The following is a 14,298-nucleotide window of genomic DNA, read 5'->3' on the forward strand; positions in this document are numbered from 1 at the left end:
ATATCACCGGTTTTGTCCAGCTCGGGCGCGGTCGGGTCAGACCTGGAAGCGGTACCCCATGCCGGCCTCGGTCAGCAGATGTTTCGGCTGGGACGGATCGTCTTCGAGCTTGCGCCGCAGCTGCGCCAGATACACCCGCAGATAGTGGGTTTCGGTCGCGTACGTCGGCCCCCACACCTCGCGCAGCAGTTCGCGACGCCCCACCAGCTTGCCCTGATTGCGCACCAGCATCTCCAGCACACCCCATTCGGTCGGCGTGAGGTGGACGTCGCGGCCGCCGCGGACGACCTTCTTCGCCGCGAGATCGACGGTGAACGAGGAGGTTTCGACAATCGGCGCGGACTCCTCGGCCGCCGAGGCGGAACGCCGCACCGCCGCCCGCAGGCGGGCGAGCAGTTCGTCCATGCCGAACGGCTTGGTGACGTAGTCGTCGGCTCCGGTGTCGAGGGCCTGCACCTTGTCCGAGGAATCGGTGCGGGCCGAGAGCACGATGACCGGCATCGAACTCCAGCCGCGAATTCCGGCCAGCACCTCGACACCATCGATATCGGGCAGGCCCAGATCCAGCACGACCACGTCGGGATGTTTCTCCGCCGCCGCTCGCAGGGCCGCCGCGCCCGTGGCCGCGGTGATCACGTCATAGCCGCGCACCGAGAGGTTGATCCGCAGTGCGCGCAGGATCTGCGGTTCGTCGTCGACGACCAGCACCCGGACGGCGGCCGGCGGTCGTTCGGCCGAGGTCACGACGCCTCCTGTGACTCGCGGGCCGGCAACTCGATCACCATGGTCAGACCACCTCCCGGCGTCGGCTCGGCGTGGACGGTGCCGCCCATCGCCTCGACGAATCCGCGGACCACCGACAGGCCCAGGCCCACACCGGTCGAATTGTCGCGGTCGCCCAATCGTTGGAACGGTTCGAACATCTGGTCCTCGAGTCCGGTCGGAACGCCCGGACCGTAGTCGACCACTGTGATGGATACCTGGTCGCCGTCGCGTTCGGCGCCAACCCGCACCGGTGTGTCGGGGACCGCCGTGGCGCCCTGCGCCGAATAGCGCAGCGCGTTGTCGATCAGATTGGCCAGCACCCGTTCCAGCAGGCCGCTGTCGGCGTAGACCGAGACGTCGCCGACCTCGACCTTGACCCGGTCCATCGCCGCCTGGCGGACACCGCGGGTCCCCATCCCGACACCGACGACCGCGCGGTTGACCACCTCCTCCAGGTAGACCTGTTTGAGGTTGGGCTCCACCGCGCCGGCCGCGAGCCGCGAGGAGTCGAGCAGATTGCCGACGAGCGCGGTGAGCTGATCGGTGGATTCCTCGATGGTTTCCAGCAATTCGGCGGTATCGGCGGGGGAGAACTGCACGTCCTCACTGCGCAGACTCGACACCGCCGCCTTCGCCGCGGCCAGCGGCGTGCGCAGGTCGTGGCTGACCGCCGACAGCAGCGCGCGGCGCAGCCGGTCGGTCGCCATCACACCCGCGGCGGCCTGGGCCTGGTCGGCGAGTTCACGCTGGCGCACCAGCCCGGCGGCCTGCCCGGCCACCGCCGCGAGCACCCGGCGGTCACCGGGTGTCAGCGCGCGCCCGCTGAGCAGCAGCCAGTGTTCCTCGTCGCCGGCGCCGATCGCGGTATCGGCGGCACCGGGTGTGCGCGCCGGATCGTGACCGACGCAGGCGATCACCTCCGCGTCGCTGACGAAACTCACCGCCCGCTGCCGGTAGATCTCGCGGGCCCGCTCCAGCAGATCGGGCAGGTCGGCGCCGTGCAGGATCGCTCCGGCGAACAGGGTCAGCAACTCGGCTTCGCGGGAGGCGGTGCGTGCCTCGCGGGTGCGATTGGCGGAGATGTCGACCAGCGCCGCCACCGCCACCGCCACCCCCGCCATCACGACGATGGTGAGGAAGTTGTTGGGTTCGGCGATGGTGAGACTGTGCCGCGGGGTGGTGAAGAACCAGTTCAGCAGCAGCCCGCCCAATACCGCCGACAACGCCGCCGGTGCGACACCGCCGAGCAGCGCGACCGCGATCACGCCGATGAAATACATCGCGCTCTCACCGGCGAGATCCAGGCGCGAATCCAGCCACAGATAGCAGACCAGGGTGATCAGGGTGGGCACCACCAGGGCGGCCAGCCACGACACCGCCGGCCGCTGCCGCCGCAGCAGGGCCGACCAGCGCAGCCCCCGTTGCGCCTCCTCGTGGGTGACCATGTGGACGTCGATACTGCCCGAGCGCTGCACCACGGTCGCGCCGATGCCCTGGTCGAGGATGCGTGCCCAGCGCGAACGCCGGGAGGTGCCCACCACCAGCTGGGTGGCGTTGACCTGGCGGGCGAAATCCAGCAGGGCGCTGGGGACGTTCTCGCCGGTCACCGTGTGCAGGCTGGAACCGAGCCCGGCGGCCAGCTCACGCAGCCGATGCAGCCGTTGCGCCGACACTCCGGCCAGTCCGTCCCCGCGCACGACGTGCACGACGACCAGTTCGGCGCTGGATTTGGTGGCGATGCGGCTCGCGCGCCGCACGATCGTCTCCGATTCCGGGCCGCCGGTCACGGCGACGACCACGCGTTCGCGCGCCTCCCAGGTCGCGGTGATCTTGTGGTCGGCTCGGTATTTGGCCAGCGCGGCGTCGACCTGATCGGCCAGCCACAACAGGGCCAGTTCGCGCAGCGCGGTGAGATTGCCTGGCCGGAAGTAGTTGCGCAGCGCCGCGTCGACCTTGTCGGCGGTGTAGACGTTGCCGTGGGAAAGCCTGCGCCGCAACGCCTCCGGGGTGATGTCGACCAGTTCCACCTGATCGGCGCCGCGCACCACCCAATCCGGCACGGTTTCGCGCTGTACGACGCCGGTGATCTGCTCGACCACGTCGTTGAGGCTGTCCAGGTGCTGGACGTTGACCGTGGAGATGACGTCGATACCGGCGTCGAGCAGTTCGTGGACGTCCTGCCAGCGCTTCTCGTTCTTCGATCCCGGCACGTTCGTATGCGCGAGTTCGTCCACCAGGGCCACGGAAGGCGCGCGCCGCAGTACCGCGTCGATATCCAGTTCGGGCAGAGTCGTGCCGCGGTAGGTACGCATCGCCGGCGGTATGCGCTCGATGCCCTCGAGCAGTTCCGCGGTCTTGCTGCGGCCGTGGGTCTCCACCACCGCGGCGACCACGTCGCGACCACGGCCTATTCGCCGATGTGCCTCGCCGAGCATCGCGTAGGTCTTACCCACGCCGGGCGCGGCCCCGAGGTAGATGCGTAGTTGTCCGCGCTTCACAGGTCCATCATCGCGCGATTCGGACGACGTGGACGGCGCGAAACCCGGACGCCCCGAATGCTGCGCCCGCCGGCCACGCGCAGACTCAGCGCGCAGCTGACGAAGGCGATGATCACCATCGCCGCGACCGCGAAATCCGGCACCCTCTTCTCCTCACGACCCGGTGATTGCCGCTGTGCCCGGTCGACTGCGCGGACCGGACACCACACTGTGCACCGCCGCGCGGGCCCGATCGCCGATCTTTACGACTCCTTGACGGGGTCGCGGGCGACCTTGACGCCACGGCAGCGGGATCGCGACGGCCTGTAAGCACCCCGTCAATGCCGTCGCCGCGACCGCTAAGAAGCCGTCAACGCCGTCGAAATCGGGCGTTTCGCGAGCTTGACTCACTGCGGCGCATTCGCTTCCGGATGCCGTCAACAGAGAGGTTGCACTATGTCTGTCGCGGTGTTCACCGTCGTGACCGTGGCGATCTTCGCCCTGCTCGGCCTGCTCCAACGGGGGGTGGAACGGCTGTGATCGCGAACATCGTCGGTCTGATCCTGGCGCTCGGCGTCGCCGTCTACATGGTCGCGGCGCTGCTGTTCCCGGAAAGGTTCTAGGTGAGCACAACCACTGCCGGGGTCGTCTTCGTGGCGACCCTGATCATCGCGCTCGCGGCGGTCCACATCCCGCTCGGCGACTATATGTACCGGGTGTATTCGGGCACGAAACACTCACGGGCCGAACGCATCGTCTACCGCGCCATCGGGGTCCAGCCCGGCGTGGAGCAGACCTGGGGCGTCTACGCCCGCAGCGTGCTGGCCTTCTCCGCGATGAGCGTGCTGGCGCTGTTCTTCCTGCAGCTGATCCAGGGCCACCTGCCGCTGCATCTGCACGAGCCCGGCACCGAGATGACCGCGGCGCTGGCGTGGAATACCGCGATCAGCTTCGTCACCAACACCAACTGGCAGAACTACGCCGGTGAGTCGACCCAGGGGCATCTGGTCCAGATGGCGGGCCTGGCCGTGCAGAACTTCGTCTCGGCCGCGGTCGGGATGGCGGTCGCGGTCGCGCTGGTGCGCGGGTTCGCCCGCCGCCATACCGGCGACCTCGGCAACTTCTGGGTCGATCTGGTGCGCGGCACCCTCCGGATCCTGCTGCCCATCGCGTTCGTGTTCGCGATCGTGCTGATCGCCGGCGGCGCGATCCAGAACTTCCACCCGCACGATCAGGTCGCGCAGACGATCACCGGTGCGACGCAGACGATTCCGGGTGGGCCGGTCGCCTCGCAGGAAAGCATCAAACTGCTGGGCACCAACGGCGGCGGCTTCTTCAACGTGAACTCCGCGCACCCGTTCGAGAACCCGACGGCCTGGACCAACTGGGTCGAGATCTTCCTCATCCTGCTGATCGCCTTCTCGCTGCCGCGAACCTTCGGCCGCATGGTGGGCAGCACGAAGCAGGGGTATGCGATCGCGTCGGTGATGGCCGTGCTCGCGCTGATCAGCGTGGCGCTGACCAACTTCCTGCAGCTGCGCCATCACGGCACCGTGCCGACGGCGGTCGGCTCGGCGCTCGAGGGCGTCGAAACACGGTTCGGCGTAGCGGATTCCGCGACCTTCGCCGCGTCGACGACGCTCACCTCCACCGGCGCCGTCGACTCGGCCCACGATTCCTACACCAGCCTCGGCGGCATGATGACCATGGTGAACATGCAGCTGGGCGAGGTCGCGCCCGGCGGTGTCGGATCGGGCCTGTACGGCATGCTGATCCTGGCGGTGATCACCGTCTTCGTCGCCGGGCTGATGGTCGGGCGCACACCGGAATATCTCGGCAAGAAGATCACCCCGCGCGAAATCAAGTTCGCCGCATCGTATTTCCTGGTCAGCCCGCTGATCGTGCTGGTGGGCACCGCGCTGGCGATGGCGTTGCCCGGTGAGCGCGCGGCCATGGCGAACTCGGGGCCGCACGGGCTGTCGGAGGTGCTGTACGCCTTCACCTCGGCCGCCAACAACAACGGCTCGGCCTTCGCCGGGCTCGGCGCCAACACCGTGTGGTGGAACACCGCCCTCGGTCTGGCGATGGTGCTCGGCCGGTTCGTTCCCCTCGTTCTCGTGCTCGCGCTGGCCGGATCGCTGGCCCGCCAGGGACATACGCCCGAATCGATCGGCACCTTGCCGACGCACCGGCCGCAGTTCGTCGGCATGGTCGCCGGCGTGACGCTGATCCTGGTCGGCCTCACCTTCCTGCCCATGCTGGCGCTCGGGCCGCTCGCCGAAGGAATTCACTGAAATGACCGCTTCGACAACAGATTCCGTGTCGATTCCGCGCCGCGCCCAACCGTCCTCGCGCCGCGGCGGCCGTGGCATGTTCGATCCGGCGATGCTGGCCCGGTCGCTGCCCGAGGCCCTGCGCAAACTGGATCCGCGCACACTGTGGCGCAATCCGGTGACGCTGATCGTGGAGATCGGCGCACTGTGGTCCACGATCCTCGCCGTCGCCCATCCCACGGTCTTCGCCTGGGCGATCGTGATCTGGCTGTGGCTGACGGTGATCTTCGCCAACTTGGCCGAGGCCGTCGCCGAGGGCCGCGGCAAGGCGCAGGCCGATACGTTGCGAAAAGCCAAGACCGACACCGTCGCCCGGCGATTGGTCACCTGGCATCCGGGCGCCGAGGCGCCGCTTGAGGAGAGGGTTCCCGCACCCGAACTGCGGCGCGGCGACTACGTGGTGGTCGAGGCCGGGCAGGTGGTTCCGGGTGACGGTGACGTCGTGGAGGGCATCGCCTCGGTCGACGAATCGGCGATCACCGGTGAATCGGCGCCGGTGATCCGCGAATCCGGCGGCGACCGGTCCGCGGTCACCGGCGGCACCACCGTGCTCTCGGACCGCATCGTCGTCGAGATCACCCAGGAGCCGGGCGGCAGTTTCATCGACAAGATGATCGCCCTGGTGGAGGGCGCCAGCCGGCAGAAGACACCCAACGAGATCGCGCTGAACATCCTGCTGGCCGCGTTGACGATCATCTTCGTGTTCGCCGTCGTGACGTTGCAGCCGCCCGCCATCTTCGCCAAGGCGAACAACCCGGGAGTCGGCGACAGCGCGGCGCTGAACGCGCACGGGGTCACCGGCATCGTCATGGTGTCGCTGCTGGTCTGTCTCATTCCCACGACGATCGGCGCACTGCTGTCGGCGATCGGCATCGCGGGGATGGACCGCCTCGTCCAGCGCAATGTGCTGGCGATGTCGGGTCGCGCGGTCGAGGCCGCCGGCGATGTGAACACGCTGCTGCTCGACAAGACCGGCACCATCACTCTCGGCAACCGGCAGGCCGCGGGCTTCGTCGCCATGCCGGGGGTCACCGAGGACGAGATGGCCGACGCCGCACAGCTTTCCAGCCTCGCCGACGAAACACCCGAGGGCCGCTCGATCGTGGTGTTCGCGAAATCCGCGTACGGCAAACGCGAACGCACCCCGGGTGAACTGGCGGGCGCGACCTGGGTGGAGTTCAGTGCCCAGACCCGGATGTCGGGCGTGGACCTGCGCGACGGGCATCGGTTGCGCAAGGGCGCCGCGAGCGCGGTCACCGAATGGGTTCGGGCCCACGGTGGTTCGGTGCCGGAGGCGATCGGGCGGACCGTGGACGGCATCTCGGCCTCCGGTGGCACACCGCTGGTGGTCGGCGAACTGCTCGACGGGAAAGCCCGGCTGCTGGGTGTGGTCCACCTGAAGGATGTGGTGAAGCAGGGCATGCGGGAACGTTTCGACGAGATGCGCCGCATGGGAATTCGCACGGTCATGATCACCGGCGACAATCCGCTGACCGCCAAGGCGATCGCGGACGAGGCAGGGGTCGACGACTTCCTGGCCGAGGCCACTCCCGAGGACAAGCTGGCGCTGATCAAGAGCGAACAGGCCGGCGGACGCCTGGTCGCCATGACCGGCGACGGCACCAACGACGCGCCGGCGCTGGCGCAGGCCGATGTCGGCGTCGCGATGAACACCGGAACGTCGGCGGCCAAGGAGGCCGGCAACATGGTCGATCTGGATTCGGATCCGACCAAGTTGATCGAGATCGTCGAGATCGGCAAACAGTTGCTGATCACCCGGGGCGCGCTGACGACGTTCTCCATCGCCAACGACATCGCCAAGTACTTCGCGATCATTCCGGCGCTGTTCGTGGCATTGTTCCCCGGCCTGGACGTGCTCAACGTGATGCGATTGCACAGTCCGCAGTCGGCGATCCTGTCCGCGGTGATCTTCAACGCGATCGTCATCGTGGCGCTGATCCCGCTGGCATTGCGTGGCGTCGACTATCGCCCGTCGAGCGCGTCGAAACTGCTCAGCCGCAACCTCGCCCTGTACGGAGCGGGCGGCATCGTCGCCCCGTTCATCGGCATCAAACTCATCGACCTAGTCGTCCGATTCCTTCCTGGGATGTCCTGATATGCCTTCGTTCTCGATGCGATACACCACCTGGTTCCGCCAGCATCTGGCCGCGGTGCGGGCACTGCTCGTGCTGACGGTGATCACCGGAATCGTCTATCCGCTGGCGGTTTTCGCCCTCGCCCAGCTGCCGGGCCTGCACGACCGGGCCGAGGGCTCGCTGATTTACCGCGACGGAAAACTGGTGGGCAGCAGCCTCATCGGCCAGGCGTTCACCGACGGCAAGGGCGCGGCGCTGCCGCAGTACTTCCAGACCCGGCCGTCGAATTCCGCGCCCGCCGACGGCAGCCGCCCCGACGGCTACGACCCGACCAACACAAGCTTCGGCAACAAGGGGCCCGAGGATGTGCTCGACTCCCTGGCGGCCGACCCGTCGCAGTCGACGACCGGTTTGCTGACCACGGTCTGCACGCGCAGCAAACAGATCGGCGACCGCGAGGGTGTCTCCGGGGCGCGACCGTTCTGCACGCCCGGCGGCGTCGGTGCGGTGCTGGCGGTCTTCGGTCCTCGCGACGGCCACGGGCAGGTCACCGCCCCCACGAAGGTCGTCAGCGTGAACGAGGCGTGCCCGGCGGCGCCGTTCCAGGACGCCTACCGCGGGATCCGGGTGGACTGCGCCCAGCCTGGGACGGATTATTCGGCCGGGTTGATCGTCCCCGTCCGCGGTGACGCGCCGGCCGACACCCCGGTGCCCTCCGACGCGGTCACCGCATCCGGGTCCGGACTGGATCCGCACATCTCACCGCGTTACGCGCAGATCCAGAGCGCGCGAGTGGCGGCCGCGCGGGGCATCACGGCCGAGCAGGTCGCCGCCGTGGTCGCGGCGCATACCGACGGTCGCAACCTGGGTTTCCTGGGGGAACCCCGGGTCGACGTCCTCGGTGTGAATCTCGAGCTGGATCAGCGCTACCCGACGCGGCGCTGAATCTCGGCGCCCGGCCGAGACGACGTGCCGTGATTGATCGGTGCGGTGGCGATCAGGAGTGCAGCGCGCTGCCGGCCACCCACTGATCCCACGGCACGATCCAGTCGCCGTTGTTCCACGAGGGCAGCGGCGGACCGCTGGTGTTACGGACTTCGACCACATCGCCGGGGACCGCGAAGTTGTAGAACCAGCGCGCGTTCTCGAGATTGAGGTTCAGACAGCCGTGCGAGGTGTCGGTATTACCCTGCGCCCAGATCGTGGAGTCGAGCTGATGCAGGTAGATCCCGTCGCCGCTGATCTGGGTGGCCCAGCCGATCGCCTCCTTGTAACCCAGGCGCGAGTTCACCGGCAGGCCGTAACTCGAGGAATCCATGATCACCGGATTGCCCTTGCCCATCACGGTGTAGATGCCCGCGGGGGTGTTGAAGTAGATCGTCTTCCCGCCGACCTGCTCGCTGCCGCCGCGGCCCATCGAGGTGGGCATGGTGCGGATCAGTTTGCCGTTCTCGAACACCTGCACTTCGTGGGTGTTGTCGTCGGCGATGGAGACGTGCGAGTCACCGATGGTGAAGCTGGTCTTGGAGTCCTCCTGGCCGAACAGGCCGGGGCCCAGCTGCGCGCCGAAGATGTTCGCCGCGACGGTGACCTTGGTGCCGGGCTGCCAGTACTGCTGCGGCCGCCAGTGCGCGTTCTTGTCGTCGAGCCAGTACCACGAGCCCTGGACCTGCGGTTCCGTCGTCACCGAGAGACGCTTCTCGGCCGCCGCGCGGTCGCCGACCGCCTCGTCGAAGTGGGCGACGATCACGGTTCCCACGCCATAGGTTCCGCCGTCGGCCAGCGGCTGCCCGCCGGTGGTGGTCAGATACGCCTTGACCTGGTTGCTGGGGGTGAGCGTGGTGAAGGACGAGGTCATCGGACCGCTGGGGCCGGTGACGGTGATGCCCTTCGCGGTCATGGTGTAGTTGTGGCCGTAACCGAGCGGAACCTTCGGCTTCCACGCGGTGCGCTCCGGATTGAGCGTGCCGTCGACCTGTTTGCCTTCTTCGTTGGTCAACGTCACATCCGTGAGGATGCCGTCGGTTGCGCTCACCTCGATGGTGCCGAGCGGATCGACGTCGGCACTACCCGTGGCCGGGACCATCGCAATGGCCGGCGCGGCGGGCCCCGGGGTGCCCCGCGTCGGATTCGACGCCGGATCCGGGGTTGACGAGCACGCGGCCATCAGCATCGTCACCAGGGCGATAACCCCGAGCGCGACACTGAATCGGCAGCGGCGAGTGGACATGGTGTCTCCTGCGTTAGCCGTGCGCCTGAGCAAGCCCTCGCAGCGCACCAATCGCCTTACTGTCTCGGTACGTAGTTTACGGGGCTTTTTCAGGTGCTCGCACCTCGGTGGTGTTGCCCCGTGTTTACGCATCGTGGTCCCGGGTACTCCAGTTACTGTTGTGTGCCCAGTGGGCGCTCATGGACCGATCGGCCGGCGTGCCCGGCGTCGTGTGGTCCGCCACCGATGTCTGTTAGGGATGTGTGGTTATGAGAGAACGGTGCGAGACCACAGGCTGCGCGGCCGCTCGCACCGCTGACGAACGGACGGGTCGGGGAACCACGCTCCGATGACGCGCGGCTGGACGAGGTGTGACGATGAGTGCAAATTTGATGATCGTAGAGGACGACGACCGGGTTCGCAGTGCGCTGCGACTGGCCATGGAGGACGAGGGCTACGACGTCGCCGAGGCCGAGGAGGCCGAGGATGCGCTCGAACATCTGCGTGACAACGGCGCACCGGATGTGATGATCGTGGATCTGATGCTGGGGGAGATGGACGGATTCACCTGTATTCGTGAGATTCGTCGCGATCACGATGTGCCGATCATCGTGGTCAGCGCGCGGGACGACACCCACGACGTGGTGGCCGCGCTGGAGGCCGGCGCCGACGACTTCGTCACCAAGCCGTTCGAGATCAAGGAGATCACCGCCCGGATGCGGGCCCTGCGCCGCCGCGCTCAGCAAACCGTGGAACCGCCGGCCCCGCAGGAGATCGTGCTCGACGCCTATCCCGAAGCGCCGCTGGTGCTTTCGGCCGACGGTGGCACCGTCCACCGCGGCGACGAGGAGCTGCACCTCACCCTCACCGAATTCCGGTTGCTGTGTGAACTGGCCGAGACCCCGGGCCGGGTGCTGTCGCGCAGCGTCCTGCTCGAAAGGGTCTGGGACCGTGGGTTCTTCGGTGACGAGCGGATCGTGGACGTGCACGTCCGGCGGCTGCGGACCAAGATCGAGCGCGACCCGTCCGAGCCGGCGATCGTGGTAACCGTGCGCGGGCTCGGCTACCGCCTCGATGTGCAGCGCTAGATTTCCGCGCCTGCCCCGCCGCCAGATTCTGCGCGGTCGCGTGATCGTCGCGTTCACCGTCACGGGGCTGGTCTCGGCATTGCTGGCGGTGCTGATCGCGAAGCTCGACGGCGGCGGGTGGCGCACCGCGCTGGCCTGCGCGCTCGGCGGCACCGTGATCGGCGCGATCTTCGGAATCTGGTTGTCGCACCGCCTGCTGGAACCGTTGCGCCAGGTCACGGGGACCGCGGCCAAGATCGCCTCCGGTGAGCTCGGCACCCGGTTGCCCGATACCGACGATCCCGATCTGGCCCCGACCGTGGACGCGTTCAACACCATGGTCGACTCGCTGCAGAACCGCATCGACCGCGAACGCCGGCTGGTGGGTGATGTGAGTCACGAACTGCGCACCCCGCTGACCACCCTCACCACCAGCGTCGGAGTGATGTCGCGCTACGAGGACCAACTTCCGGAACGGTCGCGGCGGGCGCTGGAACTGGTCCGCGCCGAACTCGACCATCTGCGCAGGTTGCTCGACGATCTGCTGGCGCTGGCCCGGGCCGAGGCGCGCATGCACGGCGCCGATGCCGAACCGCTGTCGGTGCGCGAACTGCTCACCCACACGCTCGCGGAAATGCATTATTCATCGGAACTGCTGACCGTCGCCGACGACGGAATCGTGACCGGGCGAAAGCTCGAACTCGAGCGAGCGCTGGTGAATGTACTCGAGAATGCGCAGCGGCACGGCGGCGGAGTGATCGCGGTGGGCGTCGCGCGCGCTGGGGACGAAATGGTGATCACGGTCGACGACGCCGGTCCGGGAGTGGCGCCGCAAGACCGGCAACGCATCTTCGAAAGATTCGTGACGGTGCGCCGCGGGAAACGTTCGGGCACCGGCATCGGATTGGCTTTGGTGGCCGAAACCGTTGCCGCCCACGGGGGCCGCGTGAAATGTGACGACCGTCCCGGCGGAGGAGCTCGATTCATGGTGTGGTTGCCCACCGTGACGAAATTCACCGATCATACTTCTGTAACACAACCGTAAAGTAGTCGCACGATAGACCTCAACGTTCGCGGGCAATTCTGAAGAGGTGATGCAGACCCGAACGCGAAGTATGTCGTTCAGTTCTCCGGCAACCGACGAGTCGAACGGCCGTCGGCACGTTTCCTCTCAGACGCTGATTCGTCGGCCACGGGTGGACGACGGAGCGCGGATGTGGCGAATCGCAGTGGATTCCCAAGTGCTCGATGCCAATTCGAGTTACGCGTATCTGCTGTGGAGCCGTGACTTCGCCTCGACCACCGTCGTGGCCGAAATCGACTCCGAGATAGCAGGATTCGTCACCGGATATCTGCGCCCGGAATCGCCGGACACACTGTTCATCTGGCAGGTAGCCGTCGATCACGCCTTCCGCGGCCGCGGAGTGGGCGTTGCCATGCTGGATCGGCTCGTCGAAGACGTTGCCGACCAAGGTGTTTCGAAGTTGGAGACAACCGTTTCGCCGGACAACGAAGCCTCGCTGGCAATGTTCGCGTCACTGGCCCGGCGCCGTGACGCGGAAATGACGCGAGAAACGTTGTTCGAGCCAGAAGATTTTCCGGACGGGCACGAATCGGAGGACCTGTACCGGATCGCGCCACTGCAGGGTGACGCAAAACGATAGGAAGGATCATCGATGACCACCGCTGAGATGACCGTTTTCGAATCGCTCGAATCGAATGTCCGTGGATATTGCCGCTCGTGGCCCACGCTGTTCGACACCGCCTCCGGCGCCTGGCTGCGCGACGGTAGCGGACGTGATTACCTCGATTTCTTCGCGGGCGCGGGAGCGCTCAACTACGGGCACAACAACCCGGTTCTCAAAGAAGCGTTGATCGATTACATCGCCCGTGACGGAATTACGCACGGACTCGATATGTCGACTGTCGCGAAGCGTGAATTGCTGGAGACGATCAACAACGTTCTGCTGGATCCGCGCGGCCTCGATTACAAGGTGCAGTTCCCCGGTCCCACCGGTGCGAACGCGGTGGAATCGGCGCTGAAACTGGCCCGCAAGGTGACCGGCCGCACGTCGATTCTGAATTTCACCAACGCATTCCACGGCATGACTCTCGGTGCGCTCTCGGTGACCGGTAACGCGACCAAGCGCGCGGGCGCCGGAGTACCGTTGAACCACGTGAATCCGATGCCCTACGACGGGTATCTGGACGGGACCGACGATCTGGCGTGGATGGAGCGGGTCCTCGATGACAATTCCTCCGGTGTGGACAAGCCCGCGGCGGTGATCGTGGAAACCGTGCAGGGCGAGGGCGGCGTGAACGTCGCTCGGGCGCAGTGGCTGCGGCACCTGTCGGAGCTGTGCGCCCCGCGCGGAATTCTGCTCATCGTCGACGACGTGCAGATGGGCTGCGGCCGGACCGGCCCGTTCTTCTCCTTCGAGATCGCCGGCATCACCCCCGACATCGTCACCCTGTCGAAGTCGATCGGCGGGTACGGCATGCCGCTGGCGTTGGTGCTGATGAAGCGCGAGCTGGACCAGTGGGCGCCCGGTGAGCACAACGGCACCTTCCGCGGCAACAATCCGGCGTTCGTGACCGCCCGGGTGGCACTCGAGCACTACTGGACCGATGACCGGCTGGAGGCGTCCACCGCCGCCAAGGGCGAGAAGATCCGAAAGTCGTTCGAGGCCCTCTCGGAGAACTTCGAGGGTGTCTCGACCCGCGGACGCGGGCTGGTGCAGGGACTGGTGTTCGACGACTCCTCGGAGGCGGGCAAGGTCAGCAGCATCGCCTTCGAGGAGGGCCTGCTGGTGGAGACCTCCGGCGCCGAAGACCAGGTGGTCAAGCTGCTGCCGCCGCTGACCATTACCGACGACGAACTCGACCACGGCCTGGGCATCCTGGACCGGGCGGTCGACATGGCCCGAGGAGGCAACTGACCATGATCGTGCGAACCACTGCCGAGATCACCGGAACCGACCGCGACGTCGCGGCCGAGGACTGGCGCAGCAAGCGGATCGTCCTCGGCGGCGACGGGGTGGGTTTCTCCTTCCACGAGACGACGATTCAGCCGAACACCGTGCACGAGTTCCACTACCAGAACCACGTCGAAGCGGTGTGGCTGGTGGAGGGCGAGGGCACGCTCACGGATCTGACCAACGACGTCACCTACGACCTGGCGCCGGGAACGATGTACCTGCTCAACGGGCACGAGCGGCATCGGGTCGAGACCCGCACGCTGATGCGGATGCTGTGTGTGTTCAATCCGCCGGTCACGGGCAAGGAAGTTCACGACGAGAACGGCGTCTACCCGTTGGTGGCCGTAGGCGAGTAGTGATGTAGTGAGGAGGA

13 protein-coding genes are annotated in these 14,298 nt (G+C 67.1%); 9 read left to right on the forward strand and 4 right to left on the reverse strand.

Annotation, left to right across the window (positions count from 1 at the left end; all coding sequences use genetic code 11):
* Nucleotides 1-36 precede the first annotated feature (36 nt).
* From IRT45_RS23715 to IRT45_RS23725, 3 genes are read right to left on the reverse strand one after another with little or no spacing between them, the layout of a single operon-like run.
* A complete protein-coding gene (locus tag IRT45_RS23715; protein ID WP_309241126.1) occupies nt 37-744 on the reverse strand; it encodes a response regulator in 708 nt (235 codons plus the stop codon).
* Entirely contained in the window at nt 741-3,263 is a 2,523-nt protein-coding gene (locus IRT45_RS23720; protein ID WP_194808108.1) for a sensor histidine kinase KdpD, read from the reverse strand. Before IRT45_RS23720 ends, IRT45_RS23715 begins: the two co-directional genes overlap by 4 nt.
* On the reverse strand, nt 3,260-3,406 hold the full coding sequence (locus tag IRT45_RS23725; protein ID WP_194808109.1) for a hypothetical protein: 147 nt from the start codon (nt 3,404-3,406) through the stop codon (nt 3,260-3,262). The genes IRT45_RS23720 and IRT45_RS23725 overlap by 4 nt, the downstream gene beginning before the upstream one ends.
* A 267-nt stretch (nt 3,407-3,673) precedes the next feature.
* Here IRT45_RS23725 and IRT45_RS23730 point away from each other — a divergent pair, with 267 nt between their 5' ends.
* Genes IRT45_RS23730 through IRT45_RS23745 form a run of 4 tightly spaced genes read left to right on the forward strand, consistent with a single transcriptional unit; the run spans nt 3,674 to nt 8,616 of the window.
* Nucleotides 3,674-3,865 carry a potassium-transporting ATPase subunit F gene (locus tag IRT45_RS23730; RefSeq protein WP_194808110.1) on the forward strand — a complete coding sequence of 64 codons (192 nt, stop codon included), beginning with the start codon at nt 3,674-3,676 and terminating at the stop codon, nt 3,863-3,865.
* A complete protein-coding gene (gene kdpA / locus IRT45_RS23735) occupies nt 3,866-5,536 on the forward strand; it encodes a potassium-transporting ATPase subunit KdpA (RefSeq protein WP_194808111.1) in 1,671 nt (556 codons plus the stop codon). It abuts the gene before it with no gap.
* Between the two features lies 1 nt (nt 5,537).
* On the forward strand, nt 5,538-7,691 hold the full coding sequence (kdpB, locus tag IRT45_RS23740; protein ID WP_194808112.1) for a potassium-transporting ATPase subunit KdpB: 2,154 nt from the start codon (nt 5,538-5,540) through the stop codon (nt 7,689-7,691).
* 16 nt (nt 7,692-7,707) lie between these two features.
* Nucleotides 7,708-8,616, forward strand: coding sequence for a potassium-transporting ATPase subunit C (locus tag IRT45_RS23745; protein ID WP_194808136.1), 909 nt, complete (start codon nt 7,708-7,710; stop codon nt 8,614-8,616).
* Nucleotides 8,617-8,668: 52 nt separating this feature from the next.
* Here IRT45_RS23745 and IRT45_RS23750 read toward each other — a convergent pair whose 3' ends face one another.
* Nucleotides 8,669-9,901 carry an Ig-like domain-containing protein gene (locus IRT45_RS23750; RefSeq protein WP_194808113.1) on the reverse strand — a complete coding sequence of 411 codons (1,233 nt, stop codon included), beginning with the start codon at nt 9,899-9,901 and terminating at the stop codon, nt 8,669-8,671.
* A gap of 356 nt (nt 9,902-10,257) precedes the next feature.
* Here IRT45_RS23750 and IRT45_RS23755 point away from each other — a divergent pair, with 356 nt between their 5' ends.
* The 5 genes from IRT45_RS23755 (at nt 10,258) to IRT45_RS23775 (ending at nt 14,281) form a co-directional block, all read left to right on the forward strand.
* The gene (locus IRT45_RS23755; RefSeq protein ID WP_036503729.1) at nt 10,258-10,968 is read left to right on the forward strand and encodes a response regulator transcription factor; all 711 of its coding nucleotides are present in this window, start codon (nt 10,258-10,260) and stop codon (nt 10,966-10,968) included.
* Nucleotides 10,955-11,992 (forward strand): HAMP domain-containing sensor histidine kinase, encoded by a 1,038-nt coding sequence (locus IRT45_RS23760; protein ID WP_194808114.1) that lies wholly within the window; start codon nt 10,955-10,957, stop codon nt 11,990-11,992. The genes IRT45_RS23755 and IRT45_RS23760 overlap by 14 nt, the downstream gene beginning before the upstream one ends.
* Nucleotides 11,993-12,161: 169 nt before the next feature.
* Nucleotides 12,162-12,611, forward strand: a complete 450-nt coding sequence (ectA, locus tag IRT45_RS23765) for a diaminobutyrate acetyltransferase (RefSeq protein ID WP_063065010.1) — start codon at nt 12,162-12,164, stop codon at nt 12,609-12,611.
* A 12-nt stretch (nt 12,612-12,623) separates the two neighbouring features.
* A complete protein-coding gene (gene ectB, locus IRT45_RS23770) occupies nt 12,624-13,886 on the forward strand; it encodes a diaminobutyrate--2-oxoglutarate transaminase (RefSeq protein ID WP_194808115.1) in 1,263 nt (420 codons plus the stop codon).
* A 2-nt stretch (nt 13,887-13,888) separates the two neighbouring features.
* Nucleotides 13,889-14,281, forward strand: a complete 393-nt coding sequence (locus IRT45_RS23775) for an ectoine synthase (protein ID WP_063029115.1) — start codon at nt 13,889-13,891, stop codon at nt 14,279-14,281.
* Nucleotides 14,282-14,298 lie beyond the last annotated feature (17 nt).

Source organism: Nocardia sp. BSTN01 (assembly GCF_015354405.1).
Lineage (GTDB): Bacteria > Actinomycetota > Actinomycetes > Mycobacteriales > Mycobacteriaceae > Nocardia.